At 38.9% G+C, this 26,024-nt stretch carries 40 protein-coding genes; all 40 read left to right on the top strand.

What is annotated here, in order from left to right; all coding sequences use genetic code 11:
• Positions 1-4: 4 nt before the first annotated feature.
• Positions 5-1,009, top strand: coding sequence for a Gfo/Idh/MocA family protein (locus IGJ50_RS14270; RefSeq protein WP_207120420.1), 1,005 nt, complete (start codon positions 5-7; stop codon positions 1,007-1,009).
• 56 nt (positions 1,010-1,065) lie between these two features.
• Positions 1,066-2,094: an inositol 2-dehydrogenase gene (gene iolG / locus IGJ50_RS14265; protein WP_207120421.1), complete on the top strand. Its 1,029-nt coding sequence runs from the start codon at positions 1,066-1,068 to the stop codon at positions 2,092-2,094.
• 32 nt (positions 2,095-2,126) lie between these two features.
• Positions 2,127-3,020 (top strand): myo-inosose-2 dehydratase, encoded by an 894-nt coding sequence (gene iolE / locus IGJ50_RS14260; RefSeq protein WP_069641192.1) that lies wholly within the window; start codon positions 2,127-2,129, stop codon positions 3,018-3,020.
• A gap of 24 nt (positions 3,021-3,044) precedes the next feature.
• A complete protein-coding gene (locus tag IGJ50_RS14255) occupies positions 3,045-4,646 on the top strand; it encodes a solute:sodium symporter family transporter (RefSeq protein ID WP_207120422.1) in 1,602 nt (533 codons plus the stop codon).
• 50 nt (positions 4,647-4,696) lie between these two features.
• On the top strand, positions 4,697-5,002 hold the full coding sequence (locus IGJ50_RS14250) for a PTS sugar transporter subunit IIB (RefSeq protein WP_207120423.1): 306 nt from the start codon (positions 4,697-4,699) through the stop codon (positions 5,000-5,002).
• 415 nt (positions 5,003-5,417) lie between these two features.
• Complete coding sequence (rpsJ, locus tag IGJ50_RS14245) at positions 5,418-5,726, top strand: 30S ribosomal protein S10 (RefSeq protein ID WP_002389727.1); 309 nt, start codon at positions 5,418-5,420, stop codon at positions 5,724-5,726.
• A gap of 24 nt (positions 5,727-5,750) precedes the next feature.
• On the top strand, positions 5,751-6,380 hold the full coding sequence (rplC, locus tag IGJ50_RS14240) for a 50S ribosomal protein L3 (RefSeq protein ID WP_010766222.1): 630 nt from the start codon (positions 5,751-5,753) through the stop codon (positions 6,378-6,380).
• A 25-nt stretch (positions 6,381-6,405) separates the two neighbouring features.
• On the top strand, positions 6,406-7,029 hold the full coding sequence (gene rplD / locus IGJ50_RS14235) for a 50S ribosomal protein L4 (protein WP_429951026.1): 624 nt from the start codon (positions 6,406-6,408) through the stop codon (positions 7,027-7,029).
• Positions 7,029-7,319 (top strand): 50S ribosomal protein L23, encoded by a 291-nt coding sequence (gene rplW, locus IGJ50_RS14230; RefSeq protein ID WP_010761688.1) that lies wholly within the window; start codon positions 7,029-7,031, stop codon positions 7,317-7,319. The genes rplD and rplW overlap by 1 nt, the downstream gene beginning before the upstream one ends.
• A 38-nt stretch (positions 7,320-7,357) precedes the next feature.
• The gene (gene rplB / locus IGJ50_RS14225) at positions 7,358-8,188 is read left to right on the top strand and encodes a 50S ribosomal protein L2 (RefSeq protein WP_025869823.1); all 831 of its coding nucleotides are present in this window, start codon (positions 7,358-7,360) and stop codon (positions 8,186-8,188) included.
• A gap of 42 nt (positions 8,189-8,230) precedes the next feature.
• A complete protein-coding gene (rpsS, locus tag IGJ50_RS14220) occupies positions 8,231-8,509 on the top strand; it encodes a 30S ribosomal protein S19 (RefSeq protein ID WP_010761686.1) in 279 nt (92 codons plus the stop codon).
• Between the two features lie 21 nt (positions 8,510-8,530).
• Positions 8,531-8,878 carry a 50S ribosomal protein L22 gene (rplV, locus tag IGJ50_RS14215; protein WP_010761685.1) on the top strand — a complete coding sequence of 116 codons (348 nt, stop codon included), beginning with the start codon at positions 8,531-8,533 and terminating at the stop codon, positions 8,876-8,878.
• A 211-nt stretch (positions 8,879-9,089) separates the two neighbouring features.
• Entirely contained in the window at positions 9,090-9,746 is a 657-nt protein-coding gene (gene rpsC, locus IGJ50_RS14210) for a 30S ribosomal protein S3 (protein WP_010766221.1), read from the top strand.
• A 2-nt stretch (positions 9,747-9,748) separates the two neighbouring features.
• Positions 9,749-10,183, top strand: coding sequence for a 50S ribosomal protein L16 (rplP, locus tag IGJ50_RS14205; RefSeq protein WP_002356208.1), 435 nt, complete (start codon positions 9,749-9,751; stop codon positions 10,181-10,183).
• Positions 10,173-10,361: a 50S ribosomal protein L29 gene (gene rpmC / locus IGJ50_RS14200; RefSeq protein WP_010761682.1), complete on the top strand. Its 189-nt coding sequence runs from the start codon at positions 10,173-10,175 to the stop codon at positions 10,359-10,361. Before rplP ends, rpmC begins: the two co-directional genes overlap by 11 nt.
• A gap of 23 nt (positions 10,362-10,384) precedes the next feature.
• Positions 10,385-10,651, top strand: coding sequence for a 30S ribosomal protein S17 (gene rpsQ / locus IGJ50_RS14195; RefSeq protein WP_010761681.1), 267 nt, complete (start codon positions 10,385-10,387; stop codon positions 10,649-10,651).
• Between the two features lie 59 nt (positions 10,652-10,710).
• Positions 10,711-11,079: a 50S ribosomal protein L14 gene (rplN, locus tag IGJ50_RS14190; RefSeq protein ID WP_010761680.1), complete on the top strand. Its 369-nt coding sequence runs from the start codon at positions 10,711-10,713 to the stop codon at positions 11,077-11,079.
• 34 nt (positions 11,080-11,113) lie between these two features.
• A complete protein-coding gene (gene rplX, locus IGJ50_RS14185) occupies positions 11,114-11,422 on the top strand; it encodes a 50S ribosomal protein L24 (protein ID WP_010761679.1) in 309 nt (102 codons plus the stop codon).
• Between the two features lie 26 nt (positions 11,423-11,448).
• A complete protein-coding gene (rplE, locus tag IGJ50_RS14180) occupies positions 11,449-11,988 on the top strand; it encodes a 50S ribosomal protein L5 (protein WP_429951022.1) in 540 nt (179 codons plus the stop codon).
• Between the two features lie 18 nt (positions 11,989-12,006).
• Positions 12,007-12,192, top strand: a complete 186-nt coding sequence (locus tag IGJ50_RS14175) for a type Z 30S ribosomal protein S14 (protein ID WP_002356214.1) — start codon at positions 12,007-12,009, stop codon at positions 12,190-12,192.
• A gap of 35 nt (positions 12,193-12,227) precedes the next feature.
• Positions 12,228-12,626, top strand: coding sequence for a 30S ribosomal protein S8 (rpsH, locus tag IGJ50_RS14170; protein ID WP_010761677.1), 399 nt, complete (start codon positions 12,228-12,230; stop codon positions 12,624-12,626).
• 31 nt (positions 12,627-12,657) lie between these two features.
• The gene (rplF, locus tag IGJ50_RS14165; protein WP_010761676.1) at positions 12,658-13,194 is read left to right on the top strand and encodes a 50S ribosomal protein L6; all 537 of its coding nucleotides are present in this window, start codon (positions 12,658-12,660) and stop codon (positions 13,192-13,194) included.
• Between the two features lie 96 nt (positions 13,195-13,290).
• Positions 13,291-13,647 carry a 50S ribosomal protein L18 gene (gene rplR / locus IGJ50_RS14160; RefSeq protein ID WP_010761675.1) on the top strand — a complete coding sequence of 119 codons (357 nt, stop codon included), beginning with the start codon at positions 13,291-13,293 and terminating at the stop codon, positions 13,645-13,647.
• 20 nt (positions 13,648-13,667) lie between these two features.
• Complete coding sequence (gene rpsE, locus IGJ50_RS14155) at positions 13,668-14,168, top strand: 30S ribosomal protein S5 (RefSeq protein ID WP_010761674.1); 501 nt, start codon at positions 13,668-13,670, stop codon at positions 14,166-14,168.
• Between the two features lie 13 nt (positions 14,169-14,181).
• Positions 14,182-14,361, top strand: a complete 180-nt coding sequence (gene rpmD / locus IGJ50_RS14150) for a 50S ribosomal protein L30 (RefSeq protein ID WP_010761673.1) — start codon at positions 14,182-14,184, stop codon at positions 14,359-14,361.
• A gap of 36 nt (positions 14,362-14,397) precedes the next feature.
• The gene (gene rplO / locus IGJ50_RS14145) at positions 14,398-14,841 is read left to right on the top strand and encodes a 50S ribosomal protein L15 (RefSeq protein ID WP_010761672.1); all 444 of its coding nucleotides are present in this window, start codon (positions 14,398-14,400) and stop codon (positions 14,839-14,841) included.
• Complete coding sequence (gene secY, locus IGJ50_RS14140) at positions 14,841-16,139, top strand: preprotein translocase subunit SecY (protein ID WP_069641196.1); 1,299 nt, start codon at positions 14,841-14,843, stop codon at positions 16,137-16,139. Before rplO ends, secY begins: the two co-directional genes overlap by 1 nt.
• 84 nt (positions 16,140-16,223) lie before the next feature.
• Entirely contained in the window at positions 16,224-16,874 is a 651-nt protein-coding gene (locus tag IGJ50_RS14135) for an adenylate kinase (protein WP_069641197.1), read from the top strand.
• Between the two features lie 194 nt (positions 16,875-17,068).
• Positions 17,069-17,287 (top strand): translation initiation factor IF-1, encoded by a 219-nt coding sequence (gene infA, locus IGJ50_RS14130; protein ID WP_002356224.1) that lies wholly within the window; start codon positions 17,069-17,071, stop codon positions 17,285-17,287.
• A 32-nt stretch (positions 17,288-17,319) separates the two neighbouring features.
• Positions 17,320-17,436 carry a 50S ribosomal protein L36 gene (gene rpmJ, locus IGJ50_RS14125; protein ID WP_002288710.1) on the top strand — a complete coding sequence of 39 codons (117 nt, stop codon included), beginning with the start codon at positions 17,320-17,322 and terminating at the stop codon, positions 17,434-17,436.
• An 18-nt stretch (positions 17,437-17,454) separates the two neighbouring features.
• Positions 17,455-17,820: a 30S ribosomal protein S13 gene (gene rpsM / locus IGJ50_RS14120; RefSeq protein ID WP_010766211.1), complete on the top strand. Its 366-nt coding sequence runs from the start codon at positions 17,455-17,457 to the stop codon at positions 17,818-17,820.
• 27 nt (positions 17,821-17,847) lie between these two features.
• Complete coding sequence (gene rpsK / locus IGJ50_RS14115; RefSeq protein ID WP_010761668.1) at positions 17,848-18,237, top strand: 30S ribosomal protein S11; 390 nt, start codon at positions 17,848-17,850, stop codon at positions 18,235-18,237.
• Positions 18,238-18,317: 80 nt separating this feature from the next.
• Entirely contained in the window at positions 18,318-19,256 is a 939-nt protein-coding gene (locus IGJ50_RS14110) for a DNA-directed RNA polymerase subunit alpha (RefSeq protein ID WP_010761667.1), read from the top strand.
• Between the two features lie 27 nt (positions 19,257-19,283).
• A complete protein-coding gene (rplQ, locus tag IGJ50_RS14105; RefSeq protein WP_069641199.1) occupies positions 19,284-19,667 on the top strand; it encodes a 50S ribosomal protein L17 in 384 nt (127 codons plus the stop codon).
• A 289-nt stretch (positions 19,668-19,956) separates the two neighbouring features.
• Entirely contained in the window at positions 19,957-21,159 is a 1,203-nt protein-coding gene (locus IGJ50_RS14100) for a hypothetical protein (RefSeq protein WP_429951017.1), read from the top strand.
• A 15-nt stretch (positions 21,160-21,174) separates the two neighbouring features.
• A complete protein-coding gene (locus IGJ50_RS14095; RefSeq protein WP_069641201.1) occupies positions 21,175-22,344 on the top strand; it encodes a M20 family metallopeptidase in 1,170 nt (389 codons plus the stop codon).
• A 228-nt stretch (positions 22,345-22,572) separates the two neighbouring features.
• A complete protein-coding gene (locus IGJ50_RS14090) occupies positions 22,573-23,412 on the top strand; it encodes an energy-coupling factor ABC transporter ATP-binding protein (RefSeq protein WP_207120427.1) in 840 nt (279 codons plus the stop codon).
• The gene (locus IGJ50_RS14085) at positions 23,388-24,257 is read left to right on the top strand and encodes an energy-coupling factor ABC transporter ATP-binding protein (RefSeq protein ID WP_429951015.1); all 870 of its coding nucleotides are present in this window, start codon (positions 23,388-23,390) and stop codon (positions 24,255-24,257) included. Before IGJ50_RS14090 ends, IGJ50_RS14085 begins: the two co-directional genes overlap by 25 nt.
• Positions 24,254-25,051 carry an energy-coupling factor transporter transmembrane component T family protein gene (locus tag IGJ50_RS14080; protein ID WP_069641204.1) on the top strand — a complete coding sequence of 266 codons (798 nt, stop codon included), beginning with the start codon at positions 24,254-24,256 and terminating at the stop codon, positions 25,049-25,051. The genes IGJ50_RS14085 and IGJ50_RS14080 overlap by 4 nt, the downstream gene beginning before the upstream one ends.
• A gap of 19 nt (positions 25,052-25,070) precedes the next feature.
• Positions 25,071-25,817, top strand: a complete 747-nt coding sequence (gene truA, locus IGJ50_RS14075) for a tRNA pseudouridine(38-40) synthase TruA (protein ID WP_069641205.1) — start codon at positions 25,071-25,073, stop codon at positions 25,815-25,817.
• The last annotated feature ends 207 nt before the right edge of the window (positions 25,818-26,024 follow it).

The raw sequence follows: 26,024 nt of genomic DNA, 5'->3' as shown, positions 1-26,024 counted from the left end.
AACAATGGATTTAAAAGTTGGCGTCATTGGGACAGGTGCAATCGGCATCGAACATATTAAACGAATCAATGAAAAAGTGCAAGGCGCGTACGTGACTGCGGTATCAGATATAAACGTAGAACAAGCTCAGCGTTTAGCAAATCAGATTGATGCTGTCTTTTTTGAAACAGGAGAAGAATTGATTGCTTCACCTGATGTGGCTATTGTTGTGGTAACTTCTTGGGATCCAACCCATGAAAAATATGTTTTAGAAGCAATTAAACATGGAAAATATGTTTTCTGTGAAAAACCTTTAGCGACAGATAGCGCAGGTTGTAAACGAATCGTTGATGCTGAAGTAAAAGCAGGAAAGAAACTAGTTCAAGTCGGCTTTATGAGACGATACGATCGAGGTTATATTGAATTGAAAGAAGCCATCGAAACCAAAAAATTCGGGGAGCCTTTGATGCTTCATTGCGCCCATAGAAACCCAACGGCAGATGAAAACTATTTAACGCCAATGGCGATCATTAACACAGGGATCCATGAAATCGATGCTTTGCGTTGGTTGCTTCAAGAAGATTATGTTTCAGCTCAAATGATTTTGCCTAAACAAACGAGTTTCACACATGAAAAACTGCATGATCCACAGATGTTGATCTTGGAAACAGTTTCCGGTGTCCATATCGATTTAGAGATTTTCGTTAATTGTCAGTTTGGTTATGATATCAAATGCGATGTTGTCTGTGAAACGGGAGAGATTGGGCTAGAAGATCCAGCCTACACACATGTGAAGGCAAAAGGAAAAAACTACACAAAGATAGCACCAGATTGGCAAACTCGTTTTGTTGAAGCGTATGACTATGAATTTGAATTATGGGTTCGTTCGATTCAAACGGGTAATCTAACTGGACCGACTGCTTGGGATGGTTATGCGGCGGCCGTTACGATGGATGCTTGTGGTAAGGCAAGAGATACAGGTGAGCGAACATTGATTCAATTACCTGAATGTCCAGCATTATATAAATGAAGCAACTTTATTAAATAAATCAACATTTAACTTTTAATTATAGGAGGAAGTAAAGAGTGGAAAAAATCAAGGTTGGAATTGTTGGCTTAGGCCGTTTAGGGAAAGTTCATGCAAAAAATTTAGCTGAAAATGTTCAAGGGTGTCAATTAATTGCCGCTTGTAGTTTTGTAAAAGAAGAATTGGATTATGCAGTCAGGGAATTAGGGGTAGAAGAAACCTATCAAGACTATGAAGAAATGGTCAAAAGTCCAACAATTGATGCGGTGTTTATCGTTTCCCCTTCTGGGTTTCATTGCGAGCAGATTCAATTGGCGATGGAACATGGTAAACACGTCTTCAGTGAAAAACCGATTGGCTTGGATTTAGCTGAAATCAAAGCGACAGAGCGGGTAATTCAAAGTCGTTCGGAACAAGTATTTATGTTGGGATTCATGCGTCGTTATGACGATTCGTACCGCTATGCCAAACAATTAGTAGAAGATGGGAAATTAGGGGAACTGACTCTGATGCGCTGTTATAGTATCGATCCTAGTTCAGGTATGGAAAGCTTTGTAAAATTTGCGGGCGCCAGTGATAGTGGAGGGATTTTCATGGATATGTCAATTCACGATATCGATTTAGTCCGTTGGTTTACAGAAAAAGAAGTAAGCAAAGTATGGGCGTTAGGGAAAAATGCTGCTTATCCTGAATTGGATAAAGTAGGAGAATTGGAAACAGGAGCGGCCATGATGCAATTGGAAAACCAAGCGATGGCGATCTTAGTTGCAGGTCGTAATTGTCATCATGGGTATCATGTAGAAACTGAGCTGATTGGAACGAAAGGGATGCTTAGAGTAGCAGCGGCGCCAGAGAAAAATCTTGTTACGATCATGGATGAAAAAGGCGTTGTACGAGCTTGCTCACAAGATTTTCCAGAACGCTTTCGTGAAGCTTTCGTTAATGAAGCGAAAGAGTTTATTGCATGTATCAAAGAAAAACGTCAACCGCAAGTTTCAGCTTATGATGGGCTGCAGTCAACTAAAATCGCACTAGCGTGTAAACAATCATTTGAAACAAATGAATTGATCACAATTGAAAATCTATAGATAGCAGTCCTTTGAAAGGGGAGAAAAATAAAATGAATGAGTCAAAAATCCGTTTGGGCATTGCGCCGATTGCTTGGACAAATGATGATATGCCAGAGTTAGGGAAAGAAAATACGTTTGAGCAGTGTATTAGTGAGATGGCTTTGTCCGGCTATGTAGGGACTGAAATTGGGAATAAGTACCCGAAAGATCCAGATGTCTTACGACCGTATCTTGATATTCGAGGGTTGTCAGTCGCAAGTGCTTGGTTTAGTGCCTTTTTAACAACGAAACCGTATGAAGAGACAGAGCAAGCGTTTATTGAACATATGAATTTTCTCCATGCTATGGGGGCCAAAGTGATTGTTGTGTCGGAACAAGGACATAGCATTCAGGGTCAGATGGATCTAGCAATTTTCAAAGAAAAGCCGGTGTTTTCTGCGTCAGATTGGCAAGCATTAGCAACTGGTTTGGAACGCTTGGGTGCGTTGGCAAATGCGAAAGGAATGACGATTGTTTATCATCATCATATGGGGACAGGTGTGCAAACGACAGAAGAAATCACTCGTTTGATGGACTTGACAGATCCTGAAAAAGTTTCTTTGCTATTTGATACCGGACATTTGGTCTTTTCTGGCGAAGACCCAATTGAAATTTATCAAAAATATCAAGAGCGTATCAAACACATTCATTTTAAAGATATACGAGAGCAGATAGCAAGACAAGTCAGCACAACGGAGCAAAGTTTTTTAAATGCAGTTAAGTCAGGAGTATTTACTGTTCCAGGAGACGGGATGATCGATTTTGCACCGATTTGGGAAGTTATCAAGAGTAGTGATTACGAAGGGTGGATTGTTGTTGAAGCCGAACAAGATCCGGCGCAGGCTAATCCTTTTGAATACGCAGTGAAAGCGAGAGACTACATTCACGAAATCACGAGTATTTAAAAACAAAAAAAGGAGCGGAATTCTATGAATCTATTTTCTCTTATTAGTTTTGTCGTAATCGTGGCTTGTGTTTGGATTTTTGCGTACAGTCGTGCGAAAGGTGTAGATACTTCTGGATCAGAAGGGTTCTTTATGGGAGGGAGAAGCCTGACCGCTTTGCCGATTGCAGGTTCTATTATCATGACGAATTTATCCACTGAACAAATCGTTGGTCAGAACGGGCAAAGTTATCACGCTGGTATGGAAGTTATGGCGTGGGAAGTAACGGCTGCGATTGCAATTGTTGCCTTAGCCGTCATCTTTTTACCGAAATATTTTAAGTATGGTATCAATACCGTTTCAGATTTTATTGAAATTCGCTATGATACAGTAACGAAACGAATTATTTCGATTCTATTTATCGTGACGTATATGATTTCATTTTTACCGGTTGTTTTATACTCAGGTTCACTCGTTTTTAATAAAATTTTTCATATAGATGAATTGTTAGGTGTTCGTCCGATTGTCGCAATTATTTTAGTTGCCTTGATCATCGGCGTGATCGGAATTCTCTATTTATTGATTGGTGGATTATCATTAAGTGCCAATAGTGATACCGTATATGGTGTTGGGTTGTTGATTTGTGGTTTATTGATTCCGATTTTAGGCGTAATGAAACTAGGTGATGGAAACTTTATTGGTGGAGTAGATTATATTGTCGACCATACGCCGTGGCTGCTAAACTCTGTTGGTGCAATTGATTCAGCGATTGTCCCTTGGCCAACGTTGATCACGGGAATGTTGTTCAATAATTTATATTTCTGGTGTACGAATCAAATGATCGTGCAAAAAGCGTTATCTGGGAAGAATCTAGCAGAAGCGCAAAAGGGGACCTTTATTGTAGGGCTTTTCAAAGTATTTGGCGCATTGTTCTTAGTATTTCCAGGTATTGTTGCACGTAATATTTTTGGGGATGCACTGATGAGCAATCCCGACAATGCATATCCATATCTCGTGACAGAGGTTTTACCTCAAGCGTTGTTTGGTGTATTTGCAGCTGTGATTTTTGGGGCGATCCTGTCTTCTTTTGCCGGGGCTTTGAATGCGACAGCGACTCTGTTTTCGTTAGATTTCTACAAACCTGTGATTAATAAACAAGCGGATGATAAGCAAATTGCTCGGGCTGGGAAAATCGTTACTATAATAGTTGGTGTAATATCTGTGGTTGTTGCACCGTTCATTTCTTTCGCTCCAGCAGGGTTGTATCAATTTGTTCAAGAGTTCAACGGATTATACAATATGCCGTTATTGGTCATTATCCTGTTTGCTTTCTATTCGAAAAAAGCGACAGCTATCGCAGCGAAGTCAACAATTGCGATTCATATTGTGTTATATGCATTATCAAAAGTCTTTTTGAAAGATATTCATTTCTTGTATGTGTTGAGTCTGCTATTTTTCTTAGATATTTTGATCATGTTGGCGATTTCTAAGTGGAAACCAGATGGAAATTTTGTGTTGGAGTCCTTCGATACGAAAGTAGACATCAAACCTTGGCGCTATACTAAAGTTGTTTCGGTTGTGTTGGTGGTCATTGTCATTTTGACTTATGTTGCTTTTTCTCCAATAGGTTTAGCGAGCTTGCAATAAGGTGAGTTTAGTGTCTGGGGAAAGGAATATCGATTAACAGGAGGGTTGATATGGAAAAAACAATTTTGATTATCTGTGAATCTGGAATTAGTGCTTCATTATTAGTTTCAAAAATTCTAGGGTCACTCAGGGAAAAAAAGTTAGAATACGCAATCGATTATGCACCTGTAAGTCGTGTTCAAGAGAAACTTACGTTTAAAAATTATGATGTATTACTTTTAACACCTCAAGTTGCAAGATATGAGGATAAAATACAGGCAATCGTTGACCAGGAAAAATGCACATCTAAAATCATATTCATCAAACCAGAAGATTTTCAGTATATGAATGTTGAACGAATGATTGGCCAATTGTAAAGAAGTCTTTAATATGAAAAAAAGATAGAGTGAAACGAAAATGTTTTACTCTATTTTTTTTGACCCACATAAAACGATTCTTGCATTGGCAGACAAAGTCAGTTTTTCTTCTATTATATAGTTCTCAAATAGATAATTTGATTGGTAACACATAAGAAAATGAAAGGTGAGAAAATCCTTGCAATAAAAAACTGACTTTTTTCTGAAAAAATCCTTGCTATTACTATGTTTCTATAATATAATTACAAAGGTGCTGTTTACAGAAGTGTAAAAGCATTGGTAAATCAAGCTTTTGATCTACCGGCTAAGAAACGAGAGGTTGCGACACGCCCGGACGCTTTGCCACGAACGAGCGTGACGGAAAAATTTTCGTGGAGCTATGTCTACTTTCAAAATAGGCGAAGGAGGGAACAAGATGGCAAAACAAAAAATTCGTATCCGTTTAAAAGCGTATGAACACCGTATTTTAGATCAATCAGCGGATAAAATTGTGGAAACAGCAAAAAGAACTGGAGCTGACGTGTCAGGACCAATTCCATTACCAACAGAACGCTCGCTTTACACAGTTATTCGTGCGACTCATAAATACAAAGATTCACGCGAACAATTCGAAATGCGTACGCACAAACGTCTAATCGACATTGTGAACCCAACACCAAAAACAGTTGATGCTTTAATGAAGCTTGACTTACCATCTGGTGTGAATATTGAAATCAAACTATAAAATCAAGATGATGGAGGTGTACTCATGACCAAAGGAATCTTAGGAAAAAAAGTGGGAATGACACAAATCTTTACTGAGTCTGGTGAATTAATTCCAGTAACAGTAGTTGAAGCTACGCCAAACGTAGTTTTACAAGTAAAAACTGTTGAGACTGACGGATACGAAGCTATCCAAATCGGTTACCAAGACAAACGTGAAGTATTAGCGAACAAACCTGCGAAAGGTCATGTTGCAAAAGCAAACACGGCTCCTAAGCGCTTCATTAAGGAATTCAAAAATGTTGAGCTAGGAGAATATGAAGTAGGTAAAGAAATTAAGGTAGATGTTTTCCAAGCAGGAGACATTATTGATGTTACAGGAACTTCGAAAGGTAAAGGATTCCAAGGCGTTATCAAACGTCACGGACAAAGCCGCGGACCAATGAGTCACGGATCTCGTTACCACCGTCGTCCTGGGTCAATGGGTCCAGTTGCACCTAACCGTGTATTTAAAAATAAAAAACTTGCCGGCCGTATGGGTGGTAACCGCGTAACAATTCAAAACCTTGAAATTGTTAAAGTGGACGCTGAAAGAAATGTAATCATGATCAAAGGGAACATTCCTGGAGCGAAAAAATCATTAATCACAATCAAATCAGCTGTGAAAGCTAAATAAGCGTAGGGAAAGGAGGAACTAAGGAATGCCGAATGTAGCATTATTTAAACAAGATGGAACTCAAAATGGTGAAATCACTTTAAACGAAGAGATTTTCGGAATCGAACCAAATGAAACTGTTATCTACGATGCAATCATCATGCAACGTGCTTCATTAAGACAAGGTACACACTCAGTAAAACACCGCGGAGAAGTTCGTGGCGGTGGCCGTAAACCATGGCGTCAAAAAGGAACTGGTCGTGCTCGTCAAGGTTCAATTCGTTCACCACAATGGCGTGGAGGTGGCGTAGTCTTCGGACCAACACCACGTTCTTACAGCTACAAACTTCCTAAAAAAGTTCGTCGTTTAGCAATGAAATCTGTATTATCAGATAAAGTTGCTGAAAACAACTTGGTAGCCGTTGAAGCTTTAGGCTTTGATGCACCAAAAACAAAAGAATTCAAACAAGTTCTAACAAACTTATCTATTGATGCGAAAGTATTAGTTGTTTTAGAAACAGGAAATGATTTTGCAGCATTGTCTGCACGTAATCTACCAAACGTTTCTGTAGTAACTTCTGATAACGTAAGTGTTTTAGATATCGTTTCTAATACTAAAGTATTGGCAACACAAACTGCTCTTACTCAAATTGAGGAGGTGCTTGCATAATGAACTTACTAGACGTAATCAAACGCCCAGTGATCACTGAAAAATCCATGCTAGCTATGGACGAAAAGAAATACACTTTCGAAGTGGACACTCGCGCAAATAAAACTTTAGTAAAACAAGCTGTTGTAGCAGCATTTGATGTTAAAGTTAAAAACGTAAACATCATTAACGTGCGCCCTAAATTTAAACGTATGGGCAAACACGCTGGCTACACAAAAAAACGTCGCAAAGCTGTTGTGACATTAACAGATGATTCAAAAGAAATTCAAATTTTCGATGCTGCTGAATAAGCAGTCCATGTTAACTATTAAATGGGAGGGAAAAAGACGTGGCGATTAAAAAGTATAAACCTACCACAAATGGCCGTCGTAATATGACAGCATCTGATTTTGCTGAAATCACGACATCAACACCTGAAAAATCGTTGTTGGCGCCATTAAAAAACCATGCCGGTCGTAACAACAACGGTCGTATTACAGTTCGTCATCAAGGTGGCGGTCACAAACGTCAATACCGTATGATCGACTTCAAACGTAATAAAGATAACGTTGTAGCGGTTGTCAAAACTATCGAGTATGATCCAAACCGTTCTGCTAACATCGCGTTAGTACATTACGAAGATGGAATCAAAGCATACATTCTAGCACCAAAAGGATTGGAAGTAGGCATGCGCCTTGTTTCCGGTACAGATGCAGATATTAAAGTAGGGAACGCATTACCATTGGAAAACATTCCAGTCGGTACTGTTGTCCACAACATTGAAATGAAACCTGGTAAAGGCGGTCAATTGATCCGTTCTGCTGGAACAAGTGCTCAAGTACTTGGTAAAGAAGGCAAATACGTATTAATCCGTTTGAACTCTGGTGAAGTTCGTATGATCTTAGCAACTTGCCGTGCAACTATCGGTTCTGTTGGTAACGAACAACACGAATTAATCAACATTGGTAAAGCAGGCCGCTCTCGTTGGATGCGTAAACGCCCAACAGTTCGTGGTAGCGTAATGAACCCGAACGATCACCCACACGGTGGTGGTGAAGGGAAACAACCGATTGGACGTAAAGCTCCTGTATCACCTTGGGGTCAACCAGCTATCGGCTTGAAAACTCGTAATAAAAGAGCTAAATCCGACAAATTTATCGTTCGTCGTCGTACTAAATAATTTTTTTGACCATGTGTCGTACATTTTGAGAGGAGGTTCACCATGGGTCGTAGTTTGAAAAAAGGACCTTTCGCTGATGAGCATTTAATGAAAAAAGTTGAAGCTCAACAAGGTGCCGAAAAGAAGAAAGTAATTAAAACTTGGTCTCGCCGTTCTACAATTTTTCCAACATTCGTTGGATTTACAATTGCCGTATATGATGGACGTAAACACGTTCCAGTATATATCCAAGAAGATATGGTAGGACATAAATTAGGTGAATTTGCACCAACTAGAACTTATCGTGGCCACGGAGCCGACGATAAGAAAACTAGACGTTAATTTTGAGGGGAGGAAATGCAAATGTCAGAACAAATTACATCAGCTAAGGCAACTGCTAAAACAGTTCGCACTTCACCTCGTAAAGCCCGTTTAGTAATCGATCTTATCAGAGGTAAAAGCGTTGCGGATGCAATTTCTATCTTGAAATTCATGCCAAACAAATCTGCTGGAATCATTGAAAAAGTTTTAATGTCAGCAGTTGCTAACGCAGAAAATAACTTTGACTTAGACGTTGAAAACTTAGTAGTATCTGAAGCATTTGTCAACGAAGGACCAACAATGAAACGCTTCCGTCCACGTGCAAAAGGTTCAGCATCACCAATTAACAAACGTACAAGTCATCTTACAGTAGTAGTATCAGAAAAATAATCTGTTTTAAACAGATGTCACTTGATAAGAGGAGGACCATTATTCTTAATGCTTTAGCATTTTGAAATAGTGGCTGCCGAACCTTAAAAGATTAAGAGGAGGACCATTATTTTTAGTGCTTTAGCACTTAGAGTTAATGGATACCGGACCTCAAGATGAAACCTATTTATTTTAATAAATAGGTGTCAAAAGATAAGAGGAGGGACAATCAGTGGGTCAAAAAGTACATCCAATTGGAATGCGTGTAGGCATCATCCGCGACTGGGATGCAAAATGGTATGCTGAAAAAGAGTATGCTGAGTTCTTACACGAAGATTTAAGAATCCGTAAATTTATCGCGACAAAACTTGCTGATGCCGCTGTGTCTACAATTGAGATCGAGCGCGCTGCAAATCGTGTGAATATTTCAATCCACACAGCTAAACCAGGTATGGTTATCGGTAAAGGCGGATCTGAAGTCGAAAACCTAAGAAAATCATTGAATTCACTAACTGGTAAAAGAGTTCATATCAACATCATTGAAATCAAAAAACCAGATTTAGATGCAAAATTAGTAGGCGAAGGAATTGCACGTCAATTAGAAAACCGTGTTGCTTTCCGTCGTGCTCAAAAACAAGCGATCCAACGCACTATGCGTTCAGGCGCTAAAGGAATCAAAACACAAGTATCAGGTCGTTTAAACGGTGCTGATATCGCTCGTTCAGAAGGTTACTCTGAAGGTACAGTTCCACTTCACACTTTGCGTGCTGATATTGATTACGCATGGGAAGAAGCAGACACAACTTACGGAAAATTAGGAGTTAAAGTGTGGATTTACCGTGGAGAAATTCTTCCAACGAAAAAAAACACTGAGAAAGGAGGGAAATAATCATGTTAGTACCTAAACGTGTAAAACACCGTCGTGAATTTAGAGGTAAAATGCGTGGTGAAGCCAAAGGCGGAAAAGAAGTAGCATTTGGTGAATGGGGTTTACAAGCAACTGAATCTCACTGGATTACTAACCGTCAAATCGAAGCTGCCCGTATTGCTATGACTCGTTATATGAAACGTGGCGGGAAAGTATGGATTAAAATTTTCCCTCATAAATCATATACAAGTAAAGCTATCGGTGTTCGTATGGGTAAAGGTAAAGGGGCACCTGAAGGCTGGGTATCACCAGTTAAACGTGGTAAAATCATGTTTGAAATCGCAGGCGTACCTGAAGAAGTAGCTCGTGAAGCACTTCGCCTTGCATCCCACAAATTACCGGTGAAAACCAAAATTGTAAAACGTGAGGAAATGGGTGGTGAATCGAATGAAGGTTAAAGAAATCAGAGAATTAACCACTGCCGAAATGCTTGAAAAAGAAAAGCAATTCAAAGAAGAATTATTTAATCTTAGATTCCAACTAGCAACAGGTCAATTAGAAAACACTGCACGTATTCAAGAAGTACGTCAATCGATTGCACGCATCAAAACAGTATTGCGTGAACAAGCTAACTAATAGTGGAAGGAGGCCAAACGCGTATGACTGAAGAAAGAAATCAACGCAAAGTTTACCAAGGTCGTGTTGTTTCAGATAAGATGGATAAAACTATCACTGTTGTCGTAGAAACAAAGAAAAACCATCCTATTTATGGTAAACGTATGAAATATTCTAAGAAATACAAAGCTCATGATGAAAACAACACTGCAAAAGTTGGAGACATCGTAAGAATCATGGAAACTCGTCCATTATCAGCTACAAAACGTTTCCGTTTACTAGAGGTAGTCGAAGAAGCAGTTATTATCTAATAAAAACGAGATTTTCCTATATAGATTGAAACATAAAATCTGAAAGGGGGATACACATCGTGATCCAACAAGAAAGCCGATTAAAAGTCGCAGATAACTCAGGTGCTCGTGAAATCTTAACGATTAAAGTACTAGGTGGTTCTGGACGTAAAACTGCTAATATTGGTGACGTGATTGTTGCTACGGTTAAACATGCAACGCCAGGTGGGGTTGTCAAAAAAGGTGAAGTCGTAAAAGCCGTTATCGTTCGTACTAAATCAGGAGCTCGTCGTACAGACGGTTCATACATTAAATTTGATGAAAATGCTGCTGTAATTATTCGTGATGATAAGAGCCCGCGTGGAACTCGTATCTTCGGTCCTGTTGCACGTGAATTACGTGAAAACAACTTCATGAAGATCGTTTCTCTAGCACCAGAAGTATTATAATCAGGACACGTATCAAAGGAGGTGCGAAACAGTAATGTTTGTTAAAAAAGGCGATAAAGTGAAAATTATCACTGGCAAAGACAAAAATAAAGAAGGCGTTGTATTAGCAGCGTTTCCTAAAAAAGACAAAGTCATCGTTGAAGGTGTTAACATCATGAAAAAACACCAAAAACCAAATCAAGCAGCGCCGCAAGGCGGAATCCTAGAAGTCGAAGCGCCGATTCATGTTTCTAATGTAATGGTGATTGACGGAACAGGTGTAGCTGGTCGTGTAGGTTACAAAGAAGTCGATGGTAAAAAAGTCCGTGTTTCTAAAAAAACCGGTGAAGTCTTAGATAAATAGATTAAAAGGAAGGAGGGGCTTACTAAATGAACCGCCTGAAAGAAAAATATATTAAAGAAATTACTCCAGCATTAGTGGAAAAATTTAATTATAATTCAGTTATGCAAACACCAAAAGTTGATAAGATCGTTATTAACATGGGTGTGGGTGACGCTGTATCTAACGCAAAAAACTTAGATAAAGCAGTTGAAGAATTAGCATTGATCACAGGTCAAAAACCTCTAATCACTAAAGCTAAGAAATCAATCGCTGGTTTCCGTTTACGTGAAGGCATGCCAATCGGTGCGAAAGTTACTTTACGCGGAGAAAAAATGTACGAATTTTTAGATAAATTAGTATCTGTTTCTCTACCTCGTGTACGTGACTTCCACGGAGTAAGCAAAAAAGCTTTTGACGGACGTGGTAACTATACTTTAGGTGTTAAAGAACAATTAATCTTCCCAGAAGTTGATTATGATTTAGTAGATAAAGTACGCGGTATGGACATCGTTATTGTAACAACAGCAAACACAGATGAAGAATCTCGTGAATTGTTAACACAATTAGGTATGCCATTCCAAAAATAATAAAAGGAGGCGAACTACGTGGCTAAAAAATCAATGATTGCTAAAAACAAACGCCCTGCAAAACATTCAACACAAGCGTATACTCGTTGTGAACGTTGCGGACGTCCACATTCAGTTTATCGTAAATTTCATCTTTGCCGTATTTGCTTCCGCGAACTTGCCTATAAAGGTCAAATTCCCGGCGTGAAGAAAGCTAGCTGGTAAACAAGTAAACTCGCATAAAGGAGGTAAATAGTTCAATGGTCATGACAGATCCAATTGCAGATTTTCTAACGCGCATTCGTAATGCAAACATGGTTAAACATGAAAGCTTGGAAGTGCCTGCGTCAAAAATCAAACGTGATATCGCTGAAATCTTGAAACGTGAAGGTTTCGTACGCGATGTAGAATATATCGAAGATGACAAACAAGGCGTGATCCGTGTTTTCCTTAAATACGGTAAAAACGAAGAACGTGTTATCACAAACTTAAAACGTATCTCTAAACCAGGTTTACGTGCTTATGTCAAATCTGACGAAGTACCTAAAGTATTAAATGGTCTAGGAATCGCGATTATCTCTACTTCTGAAGGTGTTGTAACTGATAAAGAAGCAAGAGCTAAAAACATCGGCGGCGAAGTAATCGCCTACGTATGGTAATTTAAAAAAACACACAAGGAGGTGTCTCTAAGTGAGCCGTATTGGTAATAAAATCGTTGTACTTCCTGCTGGCGTCGAAGTTAAGCAAGAAGGAAACAACATTACTGTAAAAGGACCTAAAGGTGAATTAACACGTGAATTTTCTGCTGATATCAAAATGAATATCGAAGGAAATGAAGTAACATTCACTCGTCCAAATGATAGCAAAGACATGAAAACAATCCACGGAACAACTCGTGCGAACTTCAATAACATGGTTGTAGGAGTAAGTACAGGCTTTGAAAAAGGTCTTGAACTTATCGGGGTTGGGTACCGTGCTCAAATGCAAGGGACTACATTAGTTCTTAACGTTGGGTATTCTCATCCAGTAGAAATCACACCACCAGCTGGTGTAACTGTAGAAGTACCTTCGAATACACAAGTAGTTGTAAAAGGCGCTAACAAAGAACATGTTGGTGAATTAGCAGCAAATATTCGTGGTACTCGTCCTCCAGAACCTTATAAAGGCAAAGGAATCCGTTATGTTGGCGAATTCGTACGCCGTAAAGAAGGTAAAACTGGTAAATAATAGCAGCTTGAGAGTTATTTTTCAACTCTGTTTGAAAAATAACGATCCGTTGTCTATCGCAGCTTAATAGCTAGCAAATATAAAGAGGTGACAATTGTGATTACAAAACCAGATAAAAACAAAACACGCCAAAAGAGACATCGCCGTGTACGTAACAAAATCTCTGGTACTGCTGAGTGCCCACGCTTGAACGTATTCCGTTCTAACAAAAACATCTACGCGCAAATCATTGATGACGTAGCGGGTGTAACGCTAGCAAGTGCCTCTGCCTTAGATAAAGAAATTTCAGGTGGAAACAAAACAGAAACAGCCGCAGCTGTTGGTAAATTAATCGCTGAACGTGCCGCTGAAAAAGGCGTTAAAGTAGTAGTCTTTGACCGTGGTGGATACCTTTACCATGGCCGCGTGCAAGCTTTAGCTGAAGCAGCGCGTGAAAATGGACTAGAATTTTAGGAGAAGGAGGAACACCATTCATGGTTTATATTGATCCAAAACACTTGGAATTAGAAGACCGCGTGGTTTCTATCAACCGTGTAACGAAAGTTGTTAAAGGTGGACGTCGTCTACGCTTTGCAGCATTAGTTGTTGTGGGAGATAAAAACGGTCACGTTGGCTTTGGGACTGGTAAAGCACAAGAAGTGCCAGAAGCAATCCGTAAAGCAATCGAAGACGCGAAGAAAAACTTAGTGGAAGTACCTATGGTTGGTTCTAGTATCCCTCACGAAGTGATTGGGGTATTCGGTGGTGGCCGTATCCTTATGAAACCTGCAGTAGAAGGTTCTGGGGTAGCCGCTGGTGGACCAGTTCGTGCCGTATTGGAATTAGCTGGTGTAGCAGATATTACATCAAAATCATTAGGTTCAAACACACCAATCAACGTTGTTCGCGCAACAGTTGAAGGGTTAAAACAATTAAAACGTGCCGAAGAAGTGGCAGCACTTCGCGGTAAATCTGTAGAAGAAATTTTAGGATAAGGAGGACAAAATAATGGCTGAATTAAAAGTTACATTAAAACGCAGCGTTATCGGACGTCCTCAAAACCAAAAAGATACAGTTAAAGCATTAGGTTTAGGTAAACTAAACAGCTCTGTTGTGAAACCTGCGAACGAAGCAATCAAAGGTATGATCAACACTGTGTCACATTTAGTGGACGTTGAAGAAGTTTAATTTACAATAGTACATTGTTAAGGAGGTGCCAAACCAATGAAACTTCATGAATTGAAACCTGCTGAAGGTTCACGCCAAGTACGTAACCGTGTTGGACGTGGTACTTCATCTGGTAATGGTAAAACTGCCGGCCGTGGACAAAAAGGGCAAAAAGCTCGTTCAGGCGGTGGTGTAAGACTTGGATTTGAAGGGGGTCAAACTCCATTATTCCGTCGTTTACCAAAACGCGGCTTCACGAACATCAACCGTAAAGATTATGCAGTCATCAACTTAGATGTCTTAAATCGTTTCGAAGATGGAACTGAAGTTACACCTGCTGGATTGATCGAAGCTGGAATCGTGAAAAACGAAAAAGCTGGAATCAAAGTTCTTGCTAATGGTGAATTAACAACTAAAAAATTAACTGTGAAAGCAGCTAAATTCTCTAAAGCAGCAGAAGAAGCAATTGTTGCAGCTGGTGGATCAATCGAGGTGATCTAATGTTTAAACTGTTAAAAGACGCTTTTAAAGTCAAAGACATTAGATCAAAAATTTTGTTTACTGTATTCATTCTTTTTGTATTTCGTTTAGGTGCGCATATAACTGTACCTGGCGTAAATGCAAAAGGATTGCAAGACTTAAGCAATTTACCATTTTTAAATATGTTGAATATGGTCAGTGGTAGTGCAATGCAAAACTTCTCTATCTTCTCGATGGGGGTTTCACCTTACATTACAGCATCGATCATCATCCAATTATTACAAATGGATATCGTTCCAAAGTTTGTAGAATGGTCTAAGCAAGGTGAAGTTGGACGTAAGAAATTGAATCAAGCAACAAGATATCTAACGATTGTCTTGGGTATTGCTCAATCTATTGGGATTACTGCTGGATTTCAACAATTAAGTTCAGTTGGGATCGTAAAAAATCCGAATATCAGCACTTTTGTGATGATCTCTGTCATTTTAACTGGCGGAACAATGTTTGTTACTTGGTTAGGAGAACAGATTACTGAAAAAGGGATCGGTAATGGGGTTTCAATGATTATCTTCGCGGGGATTATTTCTCGTTTACCTGAAGGAATCAAAGAAATCATTGACGATTACTTTATCAACATCGAATCTTCTAGAATTTGGCAATCTGTCATTTTTATTGTAATCTTGATTATTGCAATTTTAGCTGTTGTTACTTTGGTAACTTTTTTCCAGCAAGCAGAACGAAAAATTCCGATCCAATATACAAAACGTGTTTCAGGAGCGCCAACTAGTAGTTATTTACCATTAAAAGTAAATGCTGCCGGTGTTATCCCAGTTATTTTTGCCAGCTCGTTGATTGCAACGCCGAATGCTGTTTTACAGGCCTTTTCTAAGAGTTATGCTGGTGAAGGTTGGTATGATGTAATGACACAAATTTTTAGTTACAATACCGTTCCAGGTGCGATTATTTATACTGTGCTGATCGTCGCTTTCACTTTCTTCTATGCGTTTGTTCAAGTTAACCCTGAGAAATTAGCGGAAAACTTACAAAAGCAAGGAAGCTATATTCCAAGTGTACGACCAGGTAAAGGAACAGAAGAATATATTTCTGGAATGTTAATGAGACTAAGTGTTGTCGGTTCTATATTCCTAGGTTTAGTGGCATTACTGCCGATCATTGCACAAATGATTTGGAAGTTACCGCAATCTATTGGTCTAGGAGGAACGAGCTTACTGATTGTGATTGGTGTTGCTTTAGAAACAGCGAAACAATTAGAAGGTTTAATGTTGAAACGTCAATATGTTGGCTTTATCAATAAGTAGGAGTCGTGTGTTGAGGATCATCCTCAGCACCATTCTTATTGGGCTAGCTTCAAAAGCCAGCCTTTAAAATTAGGAGGAAATGAAATGAACCTCATTTTAATGGGATTGCCTGGGGCAGGCAAAGGTACTCAAGCAGAACAGATCGTGGATACTTATGGTATTCCGCATATTTCTACAGGAGATATGTTCCGTGCTGCGATGAAAAACGAAACTGCTCTTGGCTTAGAAGCGAAATCTTATATCGATAAAGGTGCTTTGGTTCCTGACGATGTAACAAATGGAATCGTCAAAGAACGTTTGGCAGAACCAGATACTGATAAAGGTTTTTTATTAGATGGTTTTCCACGGACTTTGGATCAAGCAGAAGCTTTAGATAAAATGTTAACAGAGTTAAATAAAAAAATTGATGCTGTCATCGACATCCATGTCGAAGAAGAAATTTTGGTTGAACGCTTAGCTGGTCGGTTTATCTGCCGAACGTGCGGAGCTACCTATCACAAAATCTTTAATCCTCCTACCGTAGAAGGAACATGCGATCGTTGCGGCGGACATGAATTTTATCAAAGAGAAGATGATAAGCCCGAAACGGTCAAAAACCGTCTGGCTGTCAACATCAAAAGTAGTGCACCAATTTTAGACTTTTACAAGGCTAAAAACGTATTGCATACAATAGATGGGAATCGCGAGATCGATACTGTTTTTTCTGAAGTGAAAGAAATCATTGAAAAAAAATAGTTGTTTGAATTGCCGCAAGCTTACCATTTGTGTTTGATTCAGATTCTCTTGCCAAATAGAAAAATTTATGATAGAATGTATCAGTCCGACTTCTACCTTTTTGTGGAAGTTTAATTGAAAATTCTAGGTGGGGGCTGAAGTTTCCGCCATTTTATCGTGTGAAAATGCGAAACAAGTACAAGGAGGTACTGTGCGTGGCTAAAGAAGATATGATTGAAGTCGAAGGTACAGTCGTCGAAACTTTGCCGAATGCAATGTTTAAAGTTGAACTAGAAAATGGACACCAAGTTCTTGCTACTGTTTCCGGTAAGATCCGTATGCACTATATTCGAATTTTACCTGGGGATAAAGTGACTGTAGAGTTATCTCCATATGATTTAACTCGTGGTCGAATCACTTATCGCTTTAAATAATTGTACTCCGTAAAATTCAGGGAGGTATTATCATGAAAGTAAGACCATCAGTAAAACCAATGTGTGAACATTGTAAAGTAATTCGCCGTAAAGGACGTGTTATGGTCATTTGCCCAGCAAATCCAAAACATAAACAACGTCAAGGATAATAGGAGGTGTAACGTAGAATGGCTCGTATTGCAGGAGTAGACATCCCTCGTGATAAACGTGTAGTGATTTCCCTTACTTATATTTTTGGTATTGGTAACACTACTGCTAAAAAAGTTTTAGCAAACGTTGGTGTATCTGAAGATATTCGTGTTCGTGACTTAACAAACGAACAAACAGATGCTATCCGTGCGGAAATCGATAAGTTAAAAATTGAAGGTGATCTTCGTCGTGAAGTGAACTTAAACATCAAACGTTTGATGGAAATCGGTTCATACCGTGGTATCCGTCACCGTCGTGGATTACCAACTCGTGGACAAAACACGAAAAATAATGCACGTACTCGTAAAGGCCCAGCTCGTACTGTAGCAGGCAAGAAAAAATAATTCCTAAGTGAAGGAGGTTAGATCCTCATGGCAGCAAAAAAAGTTAGTCGTAAACGCCGTGTGAAAAAGAATATAGAAACTGGGATTGCACATATCCATTCTACATTCAATAATACAATTGTAATGATCACTGACAGTCATGGTAATGCATTAGCATGGTCATCTGCAGGTTCATTAGGTTTTAAAGGAAGCAAAAAATCAACACCGTTTGCAGCTCAAATGGCCGCAGAAGCTGCAACTAAAGCAGCACAAGAACACGGACTTAAAACTGTTGATGTAACAGTTAAAGGACCTGGTTCTGGACGTGAAGCAGCGATTCGTTCATTGCAAGCAACAGGTTTAGAAGTGACTGCAATTCGTGACGTGACTCCAGTTCCTCATAATGGATGCCGCCCTCCAAAACGCCGTCGTGTTTAATGAGTGCCACTCATTCTGAGTTTGAATTAAGAACGTCATTGAACAAGACACTTTTCGTTTTGAAAGGGGTATAGATAAGAATGATTGAATTTGAAAAACCAAGAATCGAAAAAATTGATGAGAATAGAGATTATGGCAAGTTCGTCGTTGAACCACTGGAAAGAGGTTACGGGACTACTTTAGGCAATTCTCTACGTCGTATTTTATTATCTTCTCTACCAGGAGCTGCTATTACCAATATTCAAATCGATGGTGTGTTGCATGAATTCTCTACCATTAAAGGTGTAAGAGAAGACGTAACTCAAATTATTTTGAATATTAAAGGCTTAGCATTAAAGCTTTATGCAGAAGAAGAAAAAACCCTTGAGATCGATATTACAGGACCTGCTACAGTAACTGCTGGCGATATCATCGTCGACAGCGATGTTGAGATCTTGAATAAAGATTTAATTATCTGTAGTGTCTCTGAAGGAGCTACTTTCCATGCTCGCTTAACAGTGAAACCTGGTCGTGGCTATGTTCAAGCAGACGAAAACAAAAAGGAAGATATGCCAATTGGTGTTCTCCCAGTTGATTCCATCTATACGCCAGTTCGCCGTGTGAACTACCAAGTAGAAAACACTCGTGTTGGTCGTCGTGATGACTTCGACAAATTAACAATGGAAATATGGACTGATGGTTCAATCATTCCTCAAGAAGCCCTTAGCTTAGCTGCTAAGATTATGACGGAGCATTTAGACATCTTTGTTAACCTTACTGATGAAGCGAAAAACGCTGAAATCATGGTTGAAAAAGAAGAAACACAAAAAGAAAAAATGCTAGAAATGACCATCGAAGAACTAGACTTGTCTGTTCGTTCATATAACTGTTTAAAACGTGCAGGTATTAATACTGTACAGGAACTTACAAATAAATCTGAACCAGAAATGATCAAAGTACGTAATTTAGGTCGTAAATCTCTTGAAGAGGTTAAACTAAAACTACATGATTTAGGTTTAGGCTTACGTAAAGACGATTAATACTTTTTACGAAGGAGGAAAACCAACGTGGGTTATCGTAAATTAGGACGCACATCAAGCCAACGTAAGGCAATGCTGCGTGACTTAACTACTGATTTAATTATCAATGAACGTATCGTTACGACTGAGTCTCGTGCGAAAGAAATTCGTTCAACTACAGAAAAAATGATTACTTTAGGCAAACGTGGCGATCTTCATGCTCGTCGTCAAGCAGCTACTTTTGTACGCAATGAAGTTGCTAGCGTTCGTGAAGAAGACGAAAAAATCGTTGTTGAATCAGCTTTACAAAAGTTATTCAATGACCTTGCACCTCGTTATGCTGAACGCCAAGGTGGTTACACTCGTATCTTGAAGACAGAACCAAGACGCGGAGATGCAGCACCAATGGTAATTATTGAATTTGTTAAATAATCAAACTATACCGTCACTTTATAGATGATTCTTTTAGAGTGTTATGATGTTGGAGGCGACTCCTAGTCTAGCTCAACGCTTTCCCTGTCGAACTTGGTTTGACAGGGAAGCACTCATCATAGTATAAGGTGTATTTTTTTGTCCTGAGAATTTTTCTCAGGTTTTTTTGTGTTTAAACGATAGATTTTTTATTTTTGTTATTTTATTGCATCCCGATGCAAAGTTTAGTATACTTTCATTAGTCGGAATTTTCTGACAAAACACTAGGAGTTTCAAAAGGGGGAGTAATATGGCACAAATGACCGCGTTCACGTTATTGGTGGGCATCTTGTATATTGGAGATGTTGTTTCAAGTAAAACAAAAGCATGGATTTCATCTGTTTTTGTTTGTGCAGTATTATTTGTTATTGGTTACTGGACTTTTTTTCCAGAAAATATTGTTGAAATCGCTGGAATACCACCAGTCGTCGCTACTTTATTGATGTATTTACTGATTACGAATATGGGAACTTTATTATCTGTTAAAGAGCTAGTAAACCAATGGAAAACCATTGTGATCACACTTTCAGGAATTTTAGGCATCGTTGTTTTATTATTAACCGCAGGTTCAGTTGTTTTTGATTTTAAAACAGTTTTAGTAGCCGTTCCTCCACTAGTAGGAGGCGTTGTTTCATCTTTGATTATGTCAGAAGCAGCCAAAACTGCCGGCTTGACATCGTTATCAGTATTGGCTATTTTGATTTATGTAATGCAAGGCTTTGCCGGGTATCCTTTAACGTCCATCATGTTGAAGAAAGAAGGCAAGCGAATGCTTGAAAAATACCGTAGTGGTGAATGGGTTCCAACGCATGAACAAGAAACAAGCGAGAGCTCAGAGAGTGATGAAGATCTTCCCAAATTGTTTAAAGGCATTCCCAAAAAATATCATACGGATTATTCACGAATCTTTCGTTTAGCAATTGTGGCTACATTGGCTTATTATGTCTCAGTGTGGTGTGCGCCCTTTCTATCAATCAGTCCGTTTGTATTATGTTTATTTTTCGGTGTTGTCGCCTCATCGTTAGGTTTTTTAGAAAAGCAACCGTTGAAAAAAGCGAATAGTTTTGGTTTTGCAATTTTAGGATTAATGTTATTTATCTTTGATGGATTAAAAAAAGCGACACCAGAGATGCTAGAAGAATTATTCTTACCCATGGTCGGGATCATCATTATTGGGGTGATCGGCATGTATATCTTTTCAGCAATCGTAGGAAAATTGTTAGGTGTTAGTAAAGAAATGGCATTTGCTGTGTCATTGACAGCCTTATATGGTTTTCCTGCAGATTATATTATTACCAATGAAGTCATTCAGTCATTAACTGAAGATGAAAAGGAAAAAGAAGCACTGACCAGTCATATGATGCCGCCAATGTTAGTTGCAGGATTTATAACCGTTACGATCGTGTCAGTTGTCCTTGCCGGGATCTTTTCAAGTATTTTATTGAGTTTATAGAAATGAGGGAATAAAATGAACGAATTAAAAGCGTTGGTTCAAAAGTATAAAGAAGAAATGATCGATTTTAGAAGAGATTTACATCAACATCCAGAATTGCAATTTGAAGAATTTAGAACAACTGAAAAAGTTGCTGAAACATTAGATAAAATTGGAATTCCCTATCGTAAGACTGAACCTACAGGAATTATTGCAGAACTAGTTGGCGGTCAACCTGGAAAAACAGTGGCTTTGCGAGCAGATATGGATGCTTTACCTGTACAAGAATTGTCAGAAGGAATTTCTTACAAATCCTTAGAAGATGGCAAAATGCATGCCTGTGGTCACGATGCACATACGGCAATGCTTTTGACTGCAGCGAAAGCATTAAAAGAAGTGCAGCCAAAAATCAAAGGAACAGTTCGGTTTATTTTTCAGCCTTCAGAGGAAAATGCCCTAGGAGCTAAAGCTATGGTCGCTCAAGGAGCAGTGGAAGGTGTGGACGATGTTTTTGGGATGCATATCTGGTCACAAATGCTTTCTGGAACAGCTTCTTGTGTTGTCGGCTCATCATTTGCTTCAGCGGATATTTTTTCAATTGATTTCAAAGGACGCGGTGGACATGGCGCAATGCCGGATGCTTGTATAGATGCTGCTGTAATGGCTTCTTCTTTTGTGATGAATGTACAGACAGTGGTTTCCAGAGAAACTAATCCGCTAGATCCTGTTGTCGTAACAGTAGGAAAAATGGATGTAGGGACTCGTTTTAATGTAATTGCTGAAAATGCTCGTTTAGAGGGGACTGTACGTTGTTTTAGCATTGAGACGCGTGATCGTGTGGAAAAAGCACTAAAACGCTATGCAGAGCAAACTGCGGCGATGTACGGAGGCACAGCTGTCATTGATTATGATCATGGAACGATTCCAGTGGTCAATGATGAAGAAGATGCATTATTTGCTCAAAGTATTATCGCCGAAAACTTTGGTGAAGCTGCACTAATCCAAGAACCACCGACTACTGGTGGAGAGGATTTTAGTTACTTCACTGAAAATACACCAGGATGTTTTGCCTTAGTTGGTTGTGGAAATCCAGAAAAAGACACCCAATGGGCCCATCATCATGGTCGTTTTAATGTTGATGAAGATGCGATGGAGATTGGCGCAGAATTGTATGCGCAATATGCTTTTGAATATTTAAATAAATAGTCAATGAGTTGACGTACAAGGATAGAAAAGACTGATTTTTAGTTTTTCTATCCTTATTTGTTTAGTTGCACAAAAAATAATCGTTAAAAAAATACTGTCTTGACAGATATGAATTCACATATTAGCCCTTAATTTGTTATAATAGAAAATAGTGCAAAGAAAAGATGATTGAAAAAACACTGATTTTTTGTTAGTGTTAGTAAGACTAAATAATTGAGGGAGTACGCGATGCAACCGATAATTGAATTAAAAAATATCGATTTTAACTATCAACCTGAAGATGCTTCTCCCGCTTTGAAAGATGTATCTTTTTCCATCCAACAAGGTGAGTGGATTGCGATTATTGGGCACAATGGGTCAGGAAAATCAACATTGGCAAAAACAATCAATGGGCTATTATTACCTGCTTCTGGCACAATTAACGTCGGTGGTAAAGAATTAAATGAAACGAATGTCTGGGATATTCGCAAAATGGTCGGAATGGTCTTTCAAAATCCAGATAACCAATTTGTCGGCTCAACAGTAGAAGATGATGTTGCCTTTGGCTTAGAAAATCAAGGAATTCCTCGTGAAGAAATGGTTTTAAGAGTCAAAGATGCTTTAGAAAAAGTACGCATGGCCTCTTTTGCGACACGTGAACCTGCTAGGTTATCAGGAGGACAAAAGCAACGTGTAGCAATTGCAGGTGTAGTTGCTTTACGTCCTGATATTATTATTCTAGATGAAGCGACTAGTATGTTGGATCCTGAAGGTCGTGATGAAGTGATAGCGACGATCAAAAAAATCAAAGAAGAAAGTAATTTGACTGTGATTTCAATTACGCATGATATTGATGAAGCAGCTAATGCTAATCGAATTTTAGTAATGAAACAAGGAAAGTTAGTCAGCGAAGGGACACCTGAGAAGATTTTCTCTGCTGGAACTGAATTGATCCAGATGGGCTTAGACCTACCATTTCCAGAAAAATTAAAAATTGCCTTAAAGCAACGTGGAGTCGATGTACCAAACGAATACTTGACTGAAGAAAGGATGGTGGATTGGTTATGGACATCCGTTTTGAACAAGTAGATTTTACCTACCAACCTAACACACCCTTCGAACAGCGAGCATTATTCGATTTAAATTTAACAATAGAAGACGGTTCTTATACTGCAATCGTAGGGCATACTGGTAGTGGAAAATCAACCTTACTACAGCATTTAAATGCCTTGGTAAAACCGACAAAAGGGACTGTGACGATCGGTGATCGAACGATTGTACCTGAGACAAATAATAAAAATTTAAAACCGATACGTAAAAAAGTCGGTATTGTTTTTCAGTTTCCAGAAGCTCAATTATTCGAAGAAACAGTGGCGAAAGATATCGCTTTTGGGCCTAAGAATTTTGGTGTGGCAGGAGAAGAAGCTGCAAGATTAGCGGCTGAAATGCTTGATTTAGTTGGACTGGACGCTAGTTTTTTAGACCGTTCTCCTTTTGAACTTTCTGGTGGTCAGATGCGACGTGTGGCAATTGCTGGTGTTTTAGCGATGGAGCCAGAAGTACTCGTTTTGGATGAACCGACAGCTGGACTTGATCCGCAAGGACGTAAAGAAATGATGGAGATGTTTCAGCGTTTGCATGAAGAACGTGGCATGACAATCGTTTTAGTGACGCATTTAATGGATGATGTAGCTAACTACGCAGACCATGTCTTAGTATTAGAAAAAGGCAGAATCGTGAAGGCAGGTGCACCTCAAGAGGTCTTTCAAGATATCGACTGGTTGAAAGAAAAACAATTAGGCGTACCAACAGCTGCAACTTTTGCAGAGAAATTAATTGCCAAAGGGCTCTCTTTTGAAGACTTACCTCTGACGGCAGAAACACTGGCTGATGATTTATTAAAGGGCATGAAAAAGGCTGGTGAAGACGGATGATGAATAAATTGATTTTTGGTCGCTATATTCCAGGAGATTCTTTTATTCATAGGATGGACCCACGCGCAAAATTGATTGCTAGCTTTTATTTTATTGGGATCATCTTTTTGGCGAACAATTGGCAGACATACGGTATTTTAGCTATTTTTACATTATTTGCAATTTTTCTATCCAAAGTGAATATCCGTTTCTTTATTCGAGGAATCAAACCGCTGATTTGGTTGATTCTGTTCACGGTTGCGTTACAGATGTTGTTTACCCAAGGCGGAGAAGTTTACTTTAAGTGGGGAATTTTTACAATCACTGAATTTGGTGTGACCAACGGATTATTTATTTTCTGTCGGTTTGTGTTGATTATCTTTATGTCTACATTACTTACATTGACAACACCGCCTCTGGACCTCTCAGATGCAATCGAATATTTATTGCGTCCATTAAAGGTAGTTCGTTTTCCTGTGCATGAAGTGTCATTGATGTTATCGATCGCGTTGCGTTTTGTGCCAACTTTGATGGATGAAACAGAGAAGATCATGAATGCACAACGGGCTCGTGGAGTGGATTTTGGCGAAGGGAACCTGATTCAAAAAATGAAAGCTGTGGTACCGCTGTTGATTCCGTTATTTGTGAGTAGTTTTAATCGAGCAGAAGATTTAGCAACTGCGATGGAAGCACGTGGCTACCAAGGTGGGGACGGCCGGACAAAATATCGGATTCTTCATTGGCAGGTAACAGATACAGCTGTTATGTTGGTATTTGCAGTCTTAACTGTAATGCTGATTTTTATGAGAAGTTAGAAGTAAAGGTGGAAAAGAAATGCCACGCTATAAAGCAATAATTGCGTATGACGGAACAAATTTTAATGGTTTTCAAGCTCAACCAAATGGACGTACTGTCCAAGAAGAGCTTGAAAAGACATTGAGAAAAATGAATAACGGCAAAACGATCACGATTTTTGGTTCTGGTCGGACAGATGCAGGGGTTCACGCCGCTGGACAAGTGATTCATTTTGATTATCCACAGACGAGAGATTTGGAAAAAATGCGTTATGCTCTAGATACTCAAACACCTGAAGATATCGCTGTTAAAAGTGTAGAAATCGTACCAGATGATTTCCATGCTCGTTATCATGTTGTTGAGAAGATCTATCAATTTCGGGTAGATATCGGGAAACCAAGAAGTCCGTTTAAACGATTCTACGCTAGCTACTTTCCTTATGAAGTGGATATTAAAAAGATTCGAAGAGCATTGACTGATTTAGTTGGAACGCATGATTTTACGTCATTTTGTGCTTCTGGTACCGAGATTGAGGACAAAGTTCGAACGATTCATGAAGCAAGACTTGAGATCAATGAAGCGGGAGACGAACTGGTTTTTACATTTCGTGGAGATGGTTTTTTGTATAAGATGATCCGAATATTGGTAGGAACACTTCTTAAAATGGGAAATGGTCGAATGGATGAAACAAGAATTCCTGAAATCATTGCCGCTAAAGATCGGAATTTAGCTGGACCAACTGCACATCCAGAAGGGCTGTATTTGGTTGAAGTAAAATATGAATGAATAAGTTTTTTATGAGTAAAATAACCAAACGTTTTATAAAAAAGTAGAGTAGCTATAACTCAAGAAGTTGTAGCAACTCTACTTTTTTATTTTATATTAATTCTTAAAAAAATTTAAAAACGTGAAAAATATTTGTATATTTCAGTATACAGGAGTAAGATATAATTCATAAAATCGATTGGGAATGAATGATCGATGGAGCAGAAT

Source organism: Enterococcus sp. AZ101 (genome assembly GCF_050499005.1).
Lineage (GTDB): Bacteria > Bacillota > Bacilli > Lactobacillales > Enterococcaceae > Enterococcus_L > Enterococcus_L ureilyticus.
The sequence above is the reverse complement of the archived record's forward strand: the minus strand, read 5'-3'. Positions and strand labels throughout refer to the sequence as shown.